The following is a 17,300-nucleotide window of genomic DNA, read 5'->3' on the forward strand; positions in this document are numbered from 1 at the left end:
ACAAAAACCCGCCGGTGCCCTGTTAGCGCGCGCGATTCCAAGTTAAGGAGCCGCGACGCTCGCGCCCTTAGCGCCATACATCCCAAATTGGAAAGAATTCCAGATGCACGCCTATCGTACCCACACCTGCGCACAGCTGACCAAGGACAATGTCGGCGACACCGTTCGCCTGTCGGGCTGGGTGCATAACAAGCGCGACCACGGCGGCGTGCTCTTCGTCGACCTGCGCGACCACTACGGCATCACGCAGATTGTCGCCGATAGCGACAGCCCCGCACTGCCCGTGCTCGAAAAGATGAAGCTGGAATCGGTCGTCACCATCGACGGCACGGTGAAGGCGCGTGACGAAGTGGCGGTGAACAAGAACCTGCCGACGGGCGAGATCGAAGTCTTCGCCCGTGAAATCACGGTGCAGAGCCGTGCGGACGACCTGCCGCTCATCGTCAATCAGGCGGAAGATTATCCGGAAGAAACGCGTCTCAAGTACCGTTTCGTCGACCTGCGCCGCGAGCGCGTCCACAATAACATCATGCTGCGCAACCAGGTCATCACCTCGCTGCGCCGCCGCATGACCGACCAGGGCTTCAGCGAGTTCCAGACCCCGATCCTCGGTGCATCCAGCCCCGAAGGCGCGCGCGACTATCTCGTGCCCAGCCGCCTCCACCCGGGCCGTTTCTACGCGCTTCCGCAGGCGCCGCAGATGTTCAAGCAGCTTCTGATGGTCGCCGGTTTCGACCGTTACTTCCAGATTGCGCCTTGCTTCCGCGACGAAGACCTGCGCGCCGACCGCAGCCCCGAATTCTACCAGCTAGACTTCGAGATGAGCTTCGTGACGCAGGAAGACGTCTTCCAGGCTATCGAACCCGTCCTCGCGGGCGTGTTCGAGGAATTCGCGAACGGCAAGACGGTAACGCCGGCCGGTGAATTCCCGCGCATCCCCTATGCCGAAGCGATGCTTAAATACGGCTCGGACAAGCCCGACCTGCGCAACCCGCTAATCATCTCGGACGTCACCTCGCACTTCGAAAAGTCGGGCTTCGGCCTGTTCGAGAAGATTGTCGGCACGGGCGGCAAGGTTCGCGTGGTCCCGGCTCCCAACACCCACGAAAAGAGCCGCAAGTTCTTCGACGAAATGAACGACTGGGCGCGCAAGGAAGGCTTTGCCGGTCTCGGCTACGTCACCCGCAAGGGCGGCGAGTTCGGCGGTCCGATTGCCAAGAACCACGGCACCGAAGGCATGGAAAAGCTCTATGCCGAGCTGGGCCTTGGCGAAAACGACGGCCTGTTCTTTGCCGCGGGCAAGGAAAAGGACGCCGCCAAGCTGGCCGGTGCCGCGCGCACCCGCGTCGGCGAACTGCTCGGGCTCATCGAAGAGAACTGCTTCAAGTTCTGCTGGATCGTCGATTTCCCGATGTTCGAATATGACGAGGAACTCAAGAAGGTCGACTTCAGCCACAACCCCTTCTCGATGCCGCAGGGCGAGATGGAAGCGCTGGAAACCAAGGACCCGCTCGACATCCTTGCCTGGCAGTACGACATCGTCTGCAACGGCTACGAACTGTCCTCGGGCGCCATCCGTAACCACCGCCCGGACATCATGTACAAGGCCTTTGAAATCGCCGGCTACACGCAGGCCGATGTCGACGAGAATTTCAGCGGCATGATCGAGGCCTTCAAGCTGGGCGCACCGCCGCATGGCGGCTCGGCCCCGGGTATCGACCGCATCGTGATGCTGCTCGCCGACGAGCCGAACATTCGCGAGGTGATTGCCTTCCCGCTGAACCAGAAGGCGCAGGACCTGATGATGGGCGCCCCGTCGCTCGTCTCCCCGCGCCAGCTGCGCGATGTGCACATCCGCACCATCGATGCGCCCAGGCCCGAAGGGGCAGAGGCGACGCGGGTCGACAAGGCCGGCGACAACGGCTGACACGGGCGCGGCCCCGAGCCGCGCTCGAATTCACATCTTCGATGACCAGAAACCTGCTCGGGGCGGCGGAATTGCCGCGTCCTGTTCGGATTTCCATCACTTTCCTGACCCATGAGGAGGTAAAATGACGCAAGGGGGCGCCACCAGAATGACACGAACGACCATGATGATTTCTATCCTCGCGGCAGGTGCGGCAGGGGTATGCGCTGCGCCTGCATGGGCCGAAACCCTGCCGGTTTCAGCGGTCTATGCCGCCGAACAGGATGCTCCATCCGAATTCCAGACCATCGTTGTCGAGCGTTTCGATGGCAATGAAGGCACCAAGTTCGCCCTTGCATTGCGCAATGCAATCGCGCGCGCGCGCATCGATGGCGAAGACTATTTCGAGGTGCGCCGCGATTCCGCTCCGGGTGAAGATGCTGGCCAGACTGCCTGGATCAACGGCACCGCCTTCACCGAAGTCGAACGCCTTCAGGCGGGAACCACCGAAGAGCGCAAATGCGTGCGGAGGGATGACGACGACAAGTGCGTCCAGTATCGCACTTACACCTATAGTTGCAGCGAGCTGAGCGTTCGTTTCACCGGCGAAGTACAAATGCTCGATGCGCGCGAGGAGCTTGCTTACGATCGCAGCTTCTCGACAGTCGATTCGAAGCGCTATTGCCGCAACGAAAGTTCGGTTCCTTCCACGAGCGACATGGTGACCGGCATGGTCGACCGCTTCGCTTGGCAGGTACGCCGCGATCTCGCGCCTATCCAGCGCCATGAGGACATCCGTGTGCTCGAAAGTCGCAAGGACATGGACAAGCCGCTGCGCAAGCCGTTCAAGAAGGCGCTTAGGCTGACCAAGTCGAACTGGGAGGCAGCCTGCAGCGAGTTCGAACGGCTCAACAAGGCACAGCCTCGTCACATCACGCTGACCTTCAACACGGGCCTTTGCCGTGAAGCCGTGGGCGATCTCGACGGCGCTGAAGAACTCTATGACCTTACGCTCGAACTGGAGGCCGGCAAGGATTACCCGACCGCAGGTCTCTCGCGCATCGCCTCGAGGCGCAGGGCGGCAGAGCAACTGGCCATACATTATGGCGAGCCGGAAGCAGAGCACCTTGCCGATGGAGACCGGGACCCCGGCAAACCCGTTCGAGACAGCGAAACTGCAGAAGGCCTGTCATCGGCCTCGACCTCCTAGGTCCAGCCGACTGGCAATAAGGAAAAGGGCGCGGAGACTGAACTCCGCGCCCTCTTTGCGTACGACTACTCGCTTGTTCAGTCGTACTGCTGTTCGATCATGTCGCCGAAGCGCTCGCCTTCGCAGATCTCGTTGTAGCACTGCTCCACGACGGCGCGTTCCTGGGCTTCGAGCTGGTTGCTCTCGAGCGCTTCCTGAAACTTGCCCTTGATGTAGTCTTCGCCTTCCTCGACACGCTCGGCAGCGGCTTCGTCGTCGCTCTCGAATGCGCTGGAGATGCTCTGCCACATCTGGTGGGCTTCGCCGGCCAGCGTTCCCTTGGTGACGAGTTCGTCGCCCTGGCGCTCAAGCTCTGCGTTCATCTGGCGAAGCGTGTTCTCACGCTGGCTTGCACGCTGCTGGAGCGCCTGCTTCAGCTGGGGGCTGTCCGCCTTGTCGCATGCCTGGCGATAGCCCTCGACCGAATCGAAGGTGGTGTCGGTAAGGCTCTTAAATACTGTAGTAGCCATGATAATTGCTTCCCTTTTTCAAAGTGTTGACACCCAAATAACGGGTAAGGAAGCGGCTGGGTCCGGCACTGCCCGCACCCAGCACTCGCTCTGACGCAAAGCCGGTTTCGATTAGCTATCGGCCTCCACGAAAACATACTCGTGCTGCGCGTCTATCAGGATGAGCACGCGCTTGCCTTCACGCTCCCCGATGATCAACGGCATGCCGAACATGCCCGGCGTGGTCATGATGAGCGAATGGGTGCCGTCGTCATTGGCCCTCGTGCCGATCATCGAGCGCCCTGATGTCACCACGCCCCATGTGGTCTCGCCATCGCGTTCGATGACGAGCGGGCCGAGGTCAGCGTTGACATAGCGCGGGGCGAGGGCGGCCAGCACGGCCGCATCGCCGCGCTCGACGATATCCTCGCGGCCCTTGGCGCGGGCCTCTGCGCCCAGCTTCACCGATGCTTCGAGGTTTTCTTCTGCTTCTTCGTCGCCGTCGTAAAGCACTTCGAGCAGCTTGCGCTGGAAGAGGCCGAGGAGGCCCTGTCCGGTGTCGGAATTGGTCAGCAGCACCGCCGCCACGCCGTCTTCGGGGATGAACCAGAAGTTGCTTTTGTAGCCGATGAGGCTGCCGCCGTGGAAATAGATGTTTTTGCCCAGCCGCGCACTTTCCATCAGCCCCATGCCGTACCAGCTCTGGTCGCCAATCGGCACGTAGCGCTGGCGGCGCTTCAGGAGGTTCTCGGCCGAGACAAGGTCGGTCCCGTCCGCCAACGTACCCTCGCGCAGTTCGTTGAGCGCATAAAGCGCCATGTCATGCGCGGTCGACCACACGCCGCCGGCGGGGCGGTAGGGATAGACCATGTTGTTCCAGTCCATCGGCGCAAGTTCGACCGGCCCGGCATAGCCGCGCGCATGCGGGCGGGCCCAGTTTTCCGCCATCGCTTCGGAGAAATCGAAGGTCGTGCGGTCCATGTCGAGCGGGTCGAAGATGCGCTCGTCCATCGCGCGGTCGAAAGCTGCGCCCACTTCCATGTCGGGATAGACGAGATGGCCGCCGATATAGCCGGCCGCGCTCGCCATCAGATTGTTGTACTGGAAGACCTCGCCGAAACCGCTGGTCGGCTCGGTCGCGGCCAGCTGGACGAAGGTGTCGCTGGCGGGCGTCTCCGAGTTCGTATTGAACACCCACTGCATGTCCTTGCGCGGCAGGCCGGTGCAGGCGCAGATGAGATGCTCGACCAGCACGCTGTCGGTCGTTTCCGCGCTGCCGAGGCGGAATTCGGGATAAAGCTCGGTGACCTTCTGGTCCCATTGCAGCTTGCCCTCGTCGGCAAGGGTGGAGAGCAGCAGCGTCGCCATACCCTTGGTGTTGGAGGCGACCATGAAGCTGGTGTCCTCGTCCACCTTTTTGCCGCCGCCAAGCTCGGTCGTGCCGAGGCCGCCTTCCCAGATAATCTTGTCACCCTGCACCAGCGCAAGGCCGACGCCGGGAATTTCCAGCCCTTTCATCGCGCGCTCCACGAAGCCGGTAATCTCCGCGATGCGGGCAGGGGTGAGTTCGTTTGCTTCACGGCCTGCAAAGGTCTCGCGCTCGAAATCAGTGGGCTTGAGCGAGCCGAAGGCCTGTCCCAGCTGCGCCCCGCGCTTGGCGATGGTTGCCATGGCGCCGCGGATAAGCACGACGGTGTACTGGTCGCCCTTTTTGAGCGCGATGCCCTGCAGGACCAGCTTTTCTGCAGGCGAGGTCTCGTAATTGCTGACGGTGATATTGTCCCACCCGTCACGTGCAGGCGGCTCCTGCGAAATCGACACCTCGCGGTCAAAGCCGGGCGCAAATTTCTCCCACGCGGCCGCTACTGCATCTGCGCCAGTTTCAGCATCCGTGACGCCGACAATCGCCGCTGACGCATCGCCCTCGGGTGCCGTGAAGACTAGCATGCCGTCGCGCGTTTCGCTCGCCCAGCCGGGGACTGGGACGATGGACGCGCCCGTGCCGGTTTCGACAGTTTCGGGGGCCGCATCGTCCTGCGCCAGCAGCGGCAGCGGGGATGCGGTCAGCAGGAGGGCGGAAATTGCGCAGGCAAGCTTTTTCATATCGGGTCCTCTCATCCCTTTGATGCGGCGATAGTAATGACGCTACGTTACAGGTCAATTTCGCCTTCATGTCGCCTGCCCCTTGCGCTTGGCCCTTGCCTTGATTAGGGCGAGACCCAATTTGATAACCCCCAAGATTGAGAGGGAATATAAATGAGCGATACTGCCGACCGCGTGCAGAAGATTGTCGTCGAGCATCTCGGCGTCGAAGCAGACAAGGTCACCCAGGAAGCCAGCTTCATCGACGACCTCGGCGCTGACAGCCTCGACATCGTCGAGCTGGTCATGGCCTTCGAAGAAGAGTTCGGCGTGGAAATCCCCGACGATGCGGCTGAGAAGATCACCACCGTCGGCGACGCGACCAAGTACATCGAAGAGCACAAGGGCTAAGCCTCAACTGCTTCTTGTACCCGTGTAATGCGGGACCGGACAGGCCCGACCCTGATGATGGGCCGGGCCTGTTGTCTTTTTATCGGAGAATTTCATGCGTCGTGTGGTCGTTACCGGACTTGGCCTCGTCACCCCGCTGGGAGGCGACGTCGAAACCACCTGGTCAAACCTTATCGCCGGCAAGAGCGGGGCGGGGCAGATCACCCGTTTCGACACCACTGGCCAGAAGGCGACCATCGCCTGTGAGGTGAAGCCGAAAGACCACGAATTCGGCTTCGACCCCGACAAGCGCGTCGACCACAAGGTCCAGCGCCAGGTCGACCCGTTCATCGTCTACGGCATCGATGCCGCCGGACAGGCGCTGGAAGACGCCGGCCTCACCGAGATGGACGACGCGACCAAGGAACGCGCCGGTGTCTCCATCGGCTCGGGCATCGGCGGCCTACCGGGCATCGAGAGCGAATCGCTCGTGCTGGCAGAGCGCGGCCCCGGCCGTGTCAGCCCGCACTTCGTCCACGGGCGCCTCATCAACCTCATCAGCGGCCAGGTTTCGATCAAATACGGCCTGATGGGCCCGAACCACGCCGTCGTCACGGCCTGTTCGACCGGCGCGCACTCGATTGGCGATGCGGCGCGCATGATTGCCCTCGACGATGCCGACATCATGCTGGCGGGCGGTGCGGAAAGCACTATCAACCCGCTGGGCGTCGCAGGCTTCGCGCAGGCACGCGCGCTCAACATGAGCATGAACGACCGCCCCGAAGAGGCCAGCCGCCCCTACGACAAGAACCGTGACGGCTTCGTCATGGGCGAAGGCGCAGGCGTGGTGGTGCTGGAAGAATACGAGCACGCCAAGGCACGCGGCGCGACAATTTACGCAGAAGTCGTCGGCTATGGCCTGTCGGGCGATGCCTATCACGTCACCGCCCCGCACCCCGAAGGCCGCGGCGCGGAACTGGCGATGAAGATGGCGCTAAAGAAGTCGGGCCTCGAGCCCTGCGACATCGACTACGTCAATGCCCACGGCACTTCGACCATGGCCGACACGATCGAACTGGCCGCCGTCAAGCGCGTGCTGGGCGACGATTTGTGCGGCGCTTCGATGAGCAGCACCAAGTCCGCCATCGGCCACCTCCTTGGCGGTGCGGGCGCGGTGGAAGCCATCTTCTGCATCCTCGCCATCCGCGACCAGATCGTGCCCCCGACGCTCAACCTGCACGATCCGGACGAAGGGACCGAAGGTGTCGACCTCGTGCCGCTGACCGCGAAAAAGCGCGAAGTGAAGGCGGCGCTGAACAACAGCTTCGGCTTCGGCGGCACCAACGCCTCGCTCATCGTCAAGAAGGTCGAGGGCTGACGGTCATCGCTGAATGAATTCGGGCAGGTTCACGCCGCTCCCCGTAGCGCAGCAGAGACCGGCGAATGCGGTAAACCGCCGGTGTCTGCGCCTGCTGGGCATGCTGCACGAATTGCACAAGGTCGGCTACCAGCGGCTGCGCGCAGACATGGGCATGTCGCCAAGCGGCATTCACTGGCGGTGCACGATTTTCGTCGATGGGCCTGGCGATATCGAGCCCGCCTACTACACCAGCGCCGATAACGCCCAGTATTTCCGCTGGATGGATGCCGAACACGACACGGCGCGCCAGATGGCCGCGAAATTCATCGACCGTTTCCCGGACCTTTGCGCGGCAGGGGCGGGGCTCGATTACGCCAATGCCGGCTGGCTGACCTGGATGCTGGGCAAAGCGGAGAGCGGCGACCTTCCGGTATTCTATGCCGATTACCCCATCGATATCGACCCGCAGGACCGGCCACCGCCACCTTCTGCCGATTGAGCTTTCCCTTGTTCCTCCCGAGGCGCTAAAGCGAGCGCACGCAACTGATTGAAGGCAAAGACACGACGTGAAGAAACTGGGTTGCCTCATTGCCGTTATCCTCCTCGCCGTGGCGGGTGCTGGATGGTTCGCCAGTGGGTGGTACGGCTCGGCCGATGTCGAGGAGGACACGACTTTCATCGTTCCTCAGGGCGCCACACTGACGGCTGTGGCCCGGCAACTGGCCGACGAGGGGCTTATTGGCTCCTCCGATGCCTTCCTGCTGCGCGCCAAGCTGCTCGGCTCGGGCGACCCGATACAGGCAGGCGAGTTCATGCTGCCAGCCCATGCCAGTCCGGCGCAAATCCTCGAAACCTTCCAGAGCGGGAAAGTCATTCGCCGTTTCGTCACCGTGCCCGAGGGACTGCCTTCCATCCTCGTCTACGAGCGGCTGATGGCCGAAGACCTGCTCACCGGCTCCATTGAAGTGCCGGAAGAGGGGTCGGTCCTGCCCGATACCTATGATTTCGAACGCGGGGAAAGCCGTGCAGCGGTGCTGGCGCGAATGCAGGCGGCGATGGACCGCTATCTTGCCGAGGCATGGAAGAAGCGCACCGATAGGTCCGTGGTCGATTCGCCTGAAGAAGCGCTCATCCTCGCTTCCATCGTCGAGAAGGAAACCGCGCAGGCCGACGAGCGGCCGATGGTTGCAGGCGTCATGTCGAACCGCGTGCGCATCGGCATGATGCTGGGCGCAGATGCGACGACCATCTATCCGATTACCAAGGGCAAGCCGCTTGGACGCCGTATCCGCGTGTCGGAACTGCGCAGCAAGGATCCCTACAACACGCGCGCGGTCGCCGGCCTGCCACCGGGCCCGATTACCAATCCGGGCCGCGAGAGCATCGCCGCCGTGCTCGACCCGGCCGAGACCAAGGCGCTCTATTATGTCGCCGACGGCAGCGGCGGGCATGTCTTCGCCGAGACGCTGGAAGAGCACAATCGCAACGCCGCCGCGTGGCGCAAGCTGCGCCGCGAACGCGGGGAAATGTGAGCCCGGAGGTGAATGGCGAGGGCGCGCCTCTCATCCTGACGGCGCAGCTCCCGCCCGATTTGCATCGCCGCTATACCGACCTGCGTAAGCAGCATTTCCCGCCCGAGCGCAATTACCTCGAGGCGCATGTCACGCTGTTCCACGCCATCCCCGCGCAATGCGAGGACGAGCTGCGCCGCTATCTCGCGCGGCTGGCGGGCGAAGTCCCGCCGATCGAGGGGCGGATCGAGGGCCTGATGTCGCTCGGCGGAGGGACGGCCATCAAGCTGTCGAGCCCCGACCTCCTCGCCCTGCGCGACGAAATCGCCGAGCATTTCCGCGGCATGCTGACCGCGCAGGACCAGCACAGGCCGCGCCTCCACGTAACCATCCAGAACAAGGTCACCTCGAAGGAGGCCAAGGCGCTGCAGGCCGAACTTTCAGGCCTTATCGAGCCGCGCGATTTCGCCTTTCCCGGCCTCGCGCTGCACGCCTATCGCGGCGGCCCGTGGGAATTCCTGCGCCGCTTCGCATTTAGGGGCAAATGAGTGTTGACCGCATGGGTTTCCCGCCCTAAATGCGCCGCCTGCCGAGCGGGCCTGTAGGCCCGCGGCAAGGCCTTTCGGGGCGGAGTAGCTCAGGTGGTTAGAGCAGCGGAATCATAATCCGCGTGTCGGGGGTTCGAGTCCCTCCTCCGCTACCATTCTCGAATCCGCATGGGTTCGCATTCTTCCGTATAAATCCGAAAAAAACAATGAAATCAAAACCATGTCGCTGATTCGCGTCCGCTTGCGTTCGCTTGCATGCGCTTGAAGCCGGATTTGGAGTGGGGGTATTTTGGGGGTACTTTCGGGGGGTACCGAAAAGGAGCGATACCCCCAATGGCTTTGAGTGAGATTCAGATCAAGAATGCGAAGGCGGCAGAACGACCCTACAAGCTTGCCGACGGTGAAGGGCTATTCCTCCTCGTAAAAGCGAACGGTTCGAAGCTCTGGCGCATGAAATACCGCTATCGCGGAAAGGAGAAGCTGCTTTCCTTTGGTGCTTATCCTGACGTCGGAATAGCGGCTGCGCGTGAGTTGAAGACGCTTGCAAGGGCTGCCTTGGCCGAAGGCAAGGATCCGATGGTCCACAAGCCTGGTCGAGATTTCGAGCCAGAGAAAACCTTCAAGGCTGTTGCTGAGATGTGGCACAAGAATCGAAAGAGCAGCCTTGATCCAGCTCATGCGAAGCGTGTCTGGTCTCGGATGGAACGGGACGTGTTTCCGGTATTGGGCGAAAGGATGATGCACGAGATCACCCCCCCTGAAGTTTTAGGCGTGATCCGCAATATTGAAGAACGGGGGGCTCTGGATATCAGTCGGCGTGCGAAGCAGAGCATTGGCCAAGTTTTCCAGTTCGCCATCGCGAGTGGGCTTTGCGATGCGGACCCCACGGCTCATCTTCGCGGCGCTCTGAAGCCGCGACCTCGCGTAAAGCATATGGCCAAACTGCCGCTCGCTCTGTTGCCAGAGCTCATAAACAAGCTGGATCAATACAATGAAGAAGGGGAGCGACGCTCCGAGATTACTCGCGCAGCGCTCACCTTCGCGCTTCTGACATGGGTCAGAACGAAGGAACTTCGTTTTGCCAAGAAGCACGAGTTCGAGGATCTAGAAGGAAACTCTCCGCTTTGGCGCATCGGGCCTGATCGAATGAAGATGCACCGTGAGCATATCGTACCATTGTCAATGCAAGCCGCTTCGCTCGCCAAGGACATGATCGCATGTTCTCAAAGTGACTATGTCTTTCCCGGCCAGAAGCGTGGAGTGCCGCTATCCGAAAACACCATGATCTATGGTTTGTATCGTCTGGGCTATCACGGTCGGCAGACTGTTCATGGCTTCAGAGGTCTTGCGAGCACATGGGCCAATGAACAGCTTGTCGAAGTCGGCCAACCGCCAATGTGGATCCGAAAGTACCATGAAGACTGGGTCGAGCTTCAACTGGCTCATAGCGAGGAGAACGAAGTTCGCGGGGCCTATAATGCCGCAGAGTATCTGGCGCCCCGTCGCGCGATGCTTCAAGATTGGGCGAACTTCCTCGATGCGATGCGCGGAAAAACAGGCAATGTTGCGATCTTGAGAGCTGCGTGATTTAGCGTGCTATGCCGGGACTTGGCCCAGCCACTCAACTCGAAGGCGGTCAAAGCCCACAACGACACCCTCGGCGGTGACCTCGAAACCGAAGTCATCGTTCGATGGTTCGTAGCCTTCCAGAACCCAGTGGTCGCCTGCATCTGTCACGATAGCTGCCCCACGCGGGAGATGCTCGAGCCGTCCGCTGATCCTTTTCCGATTCGTGTTCATAGTGCTCCGTATGCCATCCATCTTTGGATAACGCTCCTCACATATCCCGGCGTTTCCCGATTTCTTGGAATTCCACCAGCACGGGATACCGCGCCGGGTCCCGCATTGTAGGCCGCCAATGCGAGATGGATCGCACCAAACCGGTCGAGCATCTGCCTTAGATATCGCGCGCCACCGTCGATATTCTGAGCTGGGTCGTGCCGATTGGTTACGCCGAGTTCTCGTGCGGTTGCAGGCATAAGTTGCGCAAGTCCGGCAGCACCAGCCGGACTGATCGCCATTGGATTAAACCGAGATTCTTGCCAGACCAATGCTTGGAGCAAGCGAGGCGGCAATCGATACCTTGCTTCAGCTTGGCGGATGAGGGGTTCGTAGAGCGTCTCCTTGAAACTTCGGTTGGCGGCCGATGGGTACCCTCCTTCGGTCCCAATGACCGCCAGAGAAGGATCGTACATAACTTCATTGTCTACCGGCTTTTCGACCCTGCTCAGTCGATGATCAAAGACCCGGAACTCCTGCGCCTGAGCGATGGCGGGGATCGCAATTGCGAGCCCGCAACACACGCCAGTTACCCATTTTCGTCTCATTGCGTTCTCTCTTGTCTTGCCTGGACAGGTGGCAGAACATAAATGGAACATAAGGGTGTAGGAAAGCGCCATACGCGTCCGGTAAGAGGAAAGGGGGCAGTCTGCAGGGGCAATTGTGCGGCGATGGAGCCAGTATGTCCGTTTCGAACTCAACCCTATCCCGCCCCTCGCTAGAGGACACCGCTCGCAAGCTCTGCGAGAGCCGCGGCGGCAAGTGGTCAGGCACCAAGGGCATGGCCCGTTGTCCCGCGCATGGTGACCGCAACCCTTCGCTCGGCGTTACGCTTGGCCGGAGGGCTATCCTACTGCATTGTTTCGCCGGATGCGATCAGGCGAGCGTGCTCGCTGCCCTCGCTCGAGAAGGGATCGAGACCTCTGCGCTATTCTCAGGCTCCTCCGACGAGTTTCCGATCCAGCCGCGCTATTCCAGCCAGCCATCGGCTGCAGCACTCCGCATCTGGCGCGATGCTCGACCGTTGCACCGAAGTCCTGCCAAGGCCTACCTCGAAGGGCGCGGCATCCTCGCCACGTCCCATGCGCTGAAATTTCATCCGCGCACGCCGCTTGGACCGAAGGGTCGCGCACGCTTCCTGCCAGCGATGATCGCTGCGGTCAGCCTCGACGAGGGGCCGATTGCCGTTCACCGGACTTTCCTGTCGCAATGCGGCAATACGCAGGCATTGTTTGCGAAGCCGAAACGCGCACTGGGGTCTCTCGGCGAGGCGGCGGTACGTCTGTTCGAACCTGCCGAGGGAAGGCTCGGTCTCGCCGAAGGCATTGAAAGCGCGATGTCGGCCTATGCGCTCACTGGTATCCCGACGTGGGCAACGCTGGGCAATGGACGCTTCGGGCTGGTTGCCATTCCGGAGAGCGTGAGCGACCTTCATCTCTTCGTGGATCACGATTCTGGCGGCGACCTTGCAGCCGAGCGCGGGCGAGGTGCCTATCTCCGTGAAGGGCGGCAAATCCAAGTTCGACGGCCTAAGTTGCGCGGTACCGACTGGAACGACGAGCTCCAGTCATGGCTGCGCCGAAAGGCGTGTCGCTAAGAGGAGAGAGAGCTTCTCGAATTCCTGACCCGGCAGAGGGCGCATGTCCCGATGCCTCAACCAGGAGGACGACAAGCCATGTTTCAGTCAGACTTTTTTCCAGACCGCGAGACATCGAGCACAATTCCGCTCGCTTTCGCAATCGGTGAACGAATTTCCCGGCGACTTGCGGATGGATGCCATCTCACCCGACCTGACATTTCCGAGTTTTTCGCCGCTCAAACCGACGTGCAGGACTGGGGCAGTGCGTGGACCATCGACGACTACAACAACGCGGTCGAGATTGGCGCCTTGCTCTGGCTCCGCGAGTTCTCACGCATCGACCTCGATACAGGTTTCCACGAGGCTGCAGCACGGTTCGATTGGCTCGATGCAGCCTTACCGCCTCGCCACGTGCGCAGCGACTGCCAAGTCGAGCTACAGCAGTTTTCGACGCCGCCGATCCTTGGATGGCTGATGGCCAAAGCCGCTTGCCTCGCCCCGCGCGATCGCGTTCTCGAACCGTCAGCCGGGAATGGCGCTCTTGCGCTTTGGGGCGACGTTCGAGGGTGCTCGCTGACGCTGAACGAGATCGATCGCGCGCGCGGCGATGCGCTGGCGCATATCTTCCCAGATGCCCGGCTATCCGCACATGATGGCGAGTTGGTTGCAGAACTGACCGATGGCCATAGTTCCAGCCTCAACCCCAGCGTCATCCTGATGAATCCTCCCTTTGCTCGAAGCCGCGAGCGGGGCGTCGATGGCCGCACGGCAATGCGCCACTTGCGCAGCGCGCTTCGGATTTGCGCGGTAGGAGGTCGCCTCGTGGCCATTCTCCCGGACAGCTTTGACGCCGCGACCTTTGTCGAAGACCAGGAACAGGCGTCGCTGCTGCTCGACGTCCGGCTGTCGGGCGCATTCTCGCGAAGCGGAACCGGGATCGCGGTCAGAATGGTCGTCATCGACAAGGAGCCTCTTCAGGACGCTTCCACGATCACGGGGGAGTTCGCCGACCTCACCGAACTGAATTCCTGCCTAGCGCATTTGCCTGATCGTGCGCCTTTGCAGGCCAACGTTCATCGCCTTCCGGTACGCTCGGTTGCGACCTCGGTAAGCGGCGCTGCTTCGCGCAAGCCGGTTGCTCCTTTCCTGACTGCAGCCGCCCAGAAAAGCGCGGCAGTCGCGCTCAACTATGAAGCCCTGGCAGAGCCTGCACCCGTTCCCGAGCAGGCGGGCATCTACCTGCCTTACCGACCGAGCCGCGTCATCATGGACGATGCACCTGTTCACCCGACGCCGCTCGTAGAATCGGTCGCGATGGGCTCGGTCGCGGCACCGGTAGCGAAAGCGCGCCCTTTGCTTCCCGTGAACTGGCAGGAGGGCAAACTGCTCTCGGCCGCACAGTGCGAAACACTGATCTACGCTTGCGAGGCATTCACCCGCGACCTTCCCGGGCAATTCCGTCCAAGCCAAAAAGGAACGACGGTCGAACTCGCGGAGGACGGTCACTCCTACCGGCAAGGCTTTTTCCTCGGTGATGGTACGGGCGCAGGCAAGGGTCGCCAAATCGCGGGCGTCATGATGGATCGCTGGCTCTCGGGCCAACGCCGTCACATCTGGATCACCAAGAACGAGGCACTGCTCGAAGACGCGCGCCGCGACTGGGAGGCGCTTGGCGGGCTCCCGCTCGACATCCAGCCGCTCTCCCGATGGAATCTCGGAAGTCCTGTGACAATGGCGGAGGGTATCCTGTTTGTAACCTATCCAACGCTTCGCTCGGGACGCGCCGAGGACACAAGGCTCGATCAGATCCTCGACTGGGCCGCCGAGCAATTCGAGGGCGTGATTGCCTTCGACGAAGCGCATTCCATGGCTAATGCGCTCGGCTCTTCCTCGACCCGCCGCAATGTCAAAGGATCGGAGCAAGGGATGGCAGGTCTCAGGCTGCAGAACCATCTGCCGCGAGCACGTGTTCTGTACGCTTCCGCTACCGGCGCGTCTGACATTGCCAACCTCGGCTACACAGCCCGCCTTGGACTGTGGGGGCCAGAAACCGCGTTCCCAACGCATCAGGCATTCATGACCGAGATCCGCGCCGGCGGCGTCGCGGCGATGGAACTCGTCGCCCGCGATCTCAAGGCACAGGGGCTCTACCTTGCCCGTGCGTTGTCCTTTGCCGGGGTCGAATACGAGATCCTCGAACATCAGCTCACGCAGGCGCAGGTGCGGATCTACGATGCCTACGCCGATGCCTGGGCGATCATCCACCGCAATCTCGACCAAGCACTCGAAGCCACAAGGGTGGTCGATGAGGACAGCGGCGATACGCTCAATCGCAACGCCAAGGCAGCGGCGCTCTCGATATTCGAAGGCACCAAGCAGCGCTTCTTTGGGCAGCTTCTGCTCTCGATGAAACTGCCGAGCCTGATCCCGGCAATGGAAGAGGCGCTCGGCGATGATCATTCGGTGGTGGTGCAGCTGGTCTCGACCGCTGAGGCCATGCTTGACCGACGCCTGGCCGATCTCTCGGACGAGGAGCGAGAAGCGCTCGATATCGATCTCTCTCCGCGCGAATATGTCATCGACTATCTCGCGAAGAGCTTCCCGGTGCGCCTGATGCAGGTCTTCACTGACGAGGAAGGCAATTTGCGATCCGAAGCGATGAGCGACGATCACGGCAATCCCGTTCTCTGCTCGCGTGCCATCGCTGCGCGCGACGCGCTGATCGAACAGCTTTGCGCCCTTCCGCCAATCGCCACTGCACTCGATGCCATCATCGAGCACTTCGGGACCGAGGCTGTGGCCGAGGTCACAGGCCGCACGCGCAGGTTGGTCTTGGGACGCGACGGTCAGCAGCGGCTTGAACGTCGAAGCGCAAGCGCCAACGTCGCTGAAGCACAGTGCTTCATGGACGGGACGAAGCGTATTCTGATTTTCTCGGACGCGGGGGGTACGGGCCGATCCTATCACGCCGATCTCGATGCGCAGAACCAGCAGCGCCGCGTCCATTTTCTCCTCGAACCGGGCTGGCGCGCGGACAATGCAATCCAGGGTCTTGGCCGGACAAACCGTACTAACCAGGCTTCTGCGCCGCTGTTCCGCCCGGTCACGACCGATGTGAAGGGCGAACGCCGCTTCATCTCGACAATCGCGCGAAGGCTCGACGCATTGGGCGCTCTCACACGCGGCCAGCGTCAGACCGGCGGTCAGAACCTGTTCGACCCTGCCGACAATCTCGAAAGCGACTATGCCAAGGACGCGCTCTCGCGCTGGTTCCACCTGCTTTACGACAGCAAGCTCGAGGCGGTCGGTTTCGGGGACTTCGTCGAGAGGACGGGACTCAAGCTCGAGAACCCCGACGGCGGCCTGAGCGATAACCTTCCCTCCATCCAACGCTGGCTCAACCGCATACTTGCGCTCCCGATCGCACTGCAGAACGGCATCTTCGAGGAATATCTCGGACTTGTTGAAGCGCGGATCGAGGCCGCACGCGAGGCTGGCACGCTCGATCTGGGGCTGGAAACGGTTCGCGTCGACAGCTTCGCGGTGCTGTCTGATGAAGTTCTCCGCACCGATCCTGTTTCGGGGGCCGAAACCCGCCTCGTTTCGCTCGAAGTGAAACGCCAATTGCGTCCGCTGCGCTTCAAACGTCTCGTGCGGATGCACGAAATCGGATCACTCCAGGCCATTCCCCTGCGCAATGCGCGCTCGGGCAAGGTGGCCCTGTCAGTTCCGGCGCGGCGCCTCATCGCCGATGATGGCGCGGCGATCGAACGCCGTCGCCTGTTGCGCCCGCTTCAATCGGTCAACTGGACGCTTGAGGCGCTTGGAGAAAGCTTGTGGGAAGAGGTCGGCGTGACCGAGTTCTCTCAGCTGTGGACACAAGAAGAGAGCGCCGCAGCGGCCTCGCCGGTCACTGAACGAGTGCATCTGGCCACGGGACTGCTGCTCCCGGTCTGGAAGCGGCTGCCTGGCGACCATGTCCCCGTCACCCGGCTTGCCGCCGAGGACGGCAGCTCGATCATCGGGCGCGAAGTCCTCGATATCGACCTCGCCAAGATCGCCGAGACGTTCGGCCTGAAGGGTGTGTCCGGTCCGGCTCCGGCTGAGCTCGGAAGACTGGTCCTGGCAAGCGGGACACCCCAGCCGCTTACCAGTCATGACGCACTGACCATCAAGCGCTCTCTGGTCGGCGGCGAGCAGCGCCTCGAACTCACCGGTTACGCGCCTGAGCGCCTCGACTGGTATAAGACCAAGGGCTGTTTCACCGAGATCATCCGCTACCGCACGCGCCTTTTCGTCCCCGTGTCGAAGGCATCCTCTGTTCTCCCAGCCATTGCGGCCTGAAGGGCAAATCCATGACCAAGCGTGAGAGAGGGGAGGGAGCCGG

14 protein-coding genes and 1 tRNA gene are annotated in these 17,300 nt (G+C 61.8%); 11 read left to right on the plus strand and 4 right to left on the minus strand.

What is annotated here, in order from left to right:
* Nucleotides 1-103 precede the first annotated feature (103 nt).
* Nucleotides 104-1,927: an aspartate--tRNA ligase gene (gene aspS, locus K3152_RS01720; protein WP_221572363.1), complete on the plus strand. Its 1,824-nt coding sequence runs from the start codon at nucleotides 104-106 to the stop codon at nucleotides 1,925-1,927.
* Between the two features lie 148 nt (nucleotides 1,928-2,075).
* On the plus strand, nucleotides 2,076-3,116 hold the full coding sequence (locus tag K3152_RS01725) for a hypothetical protein (protein ID WP_221572364.1): 1,041 nt from the start codon (nucleotides 2,076-2,078) through the stop codon (nucleotides 3,114-3,116).
* Between the two features lie 77 nt (nucleotides 3,117-3,193).
* Here the strand turns inward: K3152_RS01725 and K3152_RS01730 are convergent, their stop codons facing one another.
* Nucleotides 3,194-3,625 carry a ferritin-like domain-containing protein gene (locus tag K3152_RS01730; RefSeq protein ID WP_221572365.1) on the minus strand — a complete coding sequence of 144 codons (432 nt, stop codon included), beginning with the start codon at nucleotides 3,623-3,625 and terminating at the stop codon, nucleotides 3,194-3,196.
* A 111-nt stretch (nucleotides 3,626-3,736) separates the two neighbouring features.
* Nucleotides 3,737-5,707, minus strand: a complete 1,971-nt coding sequence (locus K3152_RS01735; protein WP_221572366.1) for a serine hydrolase domain-containing protein — start codon at nucleotides 5,705-5,707, stop codon at nucleotides 3,737-3,739.
* A gap of 153 nt (nucleotides 5,708-5,860) precedes the next feature.
* Between K3152_RS01735 and K3152_RS01740 the strand changes: the two genes are divergently transcribed.
* The 7 genes from K3152_RS01740 to K3152_RS01770 all read left to right on the plus strand — a co-directional run bounded on the left by K3152_RS01740 (nucleotide 5,861) and on the right by K3152_RS01770 (nucleotide 11,082).
* Complete coding sequence (locus K3152_RS01740; protein ID WP_006834437.1) at nucleotides 5,861-6,097, plus strand: acyl carrier protein; 237 nt, start codon at nucleotides 5,861-5,863, stop codon at nucleotides 6,095-6,097.
* 94 nt (nucleotides 6,098-6,191) lie between these two features.
* On the plus strand, nucleotides 6,192-7,454 hold the full coding sequence (gene fabF / locus K3152_RS01745) for a beta-ketoacyl-ACP synthase II (RefSeq protein ID WP_221572367.1): 1,263 nt from the start codon (nucleotides 6,192-6,194) through the stop codon (nucleotides 7,452-7,454).
* A gap of 13 nt (nucleotides 7,455-7,467) precedes the next feature.
* Nucleotides 7,468-7,935 (plus strand): hypothetical protein, encoded by a 468-nt coding sequence (locus K3152_RS01750; protein WP_221572368.1) that lies wholly within the window; start codon nucleotides 7,468-7,470, stop codon nucleotides 7,933-7,935.
* A gap of 67 nt (nucleotides 7,936-8,002) precedes the next feature.
* The gene (mltG, locus tag K3152_RS01755) at nucleotides 8,003-8,968 is read left to right on the plus strand and encodes an endolytic transglycosylase MltG (protein ID WP_221572369.1); all 966 of its coding nucleotides are present in this window, start codon (nucleotides 8,003-8,005) and stop codon (nucleotides 8,966-8,968) included.
* A complete protein-coding gene (locus tag K3152_RS01760; RefSeq protein ID WP_221572370.1) occupies nucleotides 8,965-9,495 on the plus strand; it encodes a 2'-5' RNA ligase family protein in 531 nt (176 codons plus the stop codon). The genes mltG and K3152_RS01760 overlap by 4 nt, the downstream gene beginning before the upstream one ends.
* 78 nt (nucleotides 9,496-9,573) lie before the next feature.
* Nucleotides 9,574-9,650 (plus strand) — tRNA-Met (locus K3152_RS01765).
* Between the two features lie 178 nt (nucleotides 9,651-9,828).
* Entirely contained in the window at nucleotides 9,829-11,082 is a 1,254-nt protein-coding gene (locus K3152_RS01770; RefSeq protein WP_007163739.1) for a tyrosine-type recombinase/integrase, read from the plus strand.
* Nucleotides 11,083-11,091: 9 nt separating this feature from the next.
* On the opposite strand, the gene K3152_RS01775 is transcribed toward K3152_RS01770, so the two are convergent.
* Nucleotides 11,092-11,316 (minus strand): DUF5818 domain-containing protein, encoded by a 225-nt coding sequence (locus K3152_RS01775; RefSeq protein ID WP_143256035.1) that lies wholly within the window; start codon nucleotides 11,314-11,316, stop codon nucleotides 11,092-11,094.
* Entirely contained in the window at nucleotides 11,292-11,933 is a 642-nt protein-coding gene (locus tag K3152_RS01780) for a transglycosylase SLT domain-containing protein (protein WP_371170560.1), read from the minus strand. Before K3152_RS01780 ends, K3152_RS01775 begins: the two co-directional genes overlap by 25 nt.
* Nucleotides 11,934-12,016: 83 nt before the next feature.
* Between K3152_RS01780 and K3152_RS01785 the strand changes: the two genes are divergently transcribed.
* Both K3152_RS01785 and K3152_RS01790 read left to right on the plus strand, forming a co-directional pair.
* Nucleotides 12,017-12,931 carry a DUF7146 domain-containing protein gene (locus K3152_RS01785; protein WP_221572371.1) on the plus strand — a complete coding sequence of 305 codons (915 nt, stop codon included), beginning with the start codon at nucleotides 12,017-12,019 and terminating at the stop codon, nucleotides 12,929-12,931.
* Nucleotides 12,932-13,009: 78 nt separating this feature from the next.
* Nucleotides 13,010-17,257: a strawberry notch family protein gene (locus K3152_RS01790; protein WP_221572372.1), complete on the plus strand. Its 4,248-nt coding sequence runs from the start codon at nucleotides 13,010-13,012 to the stop codon at nucleotides 17,255-17,257.
* The last annotated feature ends 43 nt before the right edge of the window (nucleotides 17,258-17,300 follow it).

The sequence above is a fragment of the Qipengyuania polymorpha genome (assembly GCF_019711435.1).
GTDB classification, from domain to species: domain Bacteria; phylum Pseudomonadota; class Alphaproteobacteria; order Sphingomonadales; family Sphingomonadaceae; genus Qipengyuania; species Qipengyuania polymorpha.

Bases quoted from the DNA above. Each gene is read 5' to 3' on its own strand.
- K3152_RS01730 (WP_221572365.1), bottom strand. From the start codon at position 3,625: ATGGCTACTACAGTATTTAAGAGCCTTACCGACACCACCTTCGATTCG.
- K3152_RS01770 (WP_007163739.1), top strand. From the start codon at position 9,829: ATGGCTTTGAGTGAGATTCAGATCAAGAATGCGAAGGCGGCAGAACGA.
- K3152_RS01785 (WP_221572371.1), top strand. From the start codon at position 12,017: ATGTCCGTTTCGAACTCAACCCTATCCCGCCCCTCGCTAGAGGACACC.
- K3152_RS01780 (WP_371170560.1), bottom strand. From the start codon at position 11,933: ATGTTCCATTTATGTTCTGCCACCTGTCCAGGCAAGACAAGAGAGAAC.
- aspS (WP_221572363.1), top strand. From the start codon at position 104: ATGCACGCCTATCGTACCCACACCTGCGCACAGCTGACCAAGGACAAT.
- K3152_RS01775 (WP_143256035.1), bottom strand. From the start codon at position 11,316: ATGGATGGCATACGGAGCACTATGAACACGAATCGGAAAAGGATCAGC.
- K3152_RS01750 (WP_221572368.1), top strand. From the start codon at position 7,468: ATGAATTCGGGCAGGTTCACGCCGCTCCCCGTAGCGCAGCAGAGACCG.
- K3152_RS01740 (WP_006834437.1), top strand. From the start codon at position 5,861: ATGAGCGATACTGCCGACCGCGTGCAGAAGATTGTCGTCGAGCATCTC.
- K3152_RS01735 (WP_221572366.1), bottom strand. From the start codon at position 5,707: ATGAAAAAGCTTGCCTGCGCAATTTCCGCCCTCCTGCTGACCGCATCC.
- K3152_RS01725 (WP_221572364.1), top strand. From the start codon at position 2,076: ATGACACGAACGACCATGATGATTTCTATCCTCGCGGCAGGTGCGGCA.
- K3152_RS01790 (WP_221572372.1), top strand. From the start codon at position 13,010: ATGTTTCAGTCAGACTTTTTTCCAGACCGCGAGACATCGAGCACAATT.
- fabF (WP_221572367.1), top strand. From the start codon at position 6,192: ATGCGTCGTGTGGTCGTTACCGGACTTGGCCTCGTCACCCCGCTGGGA.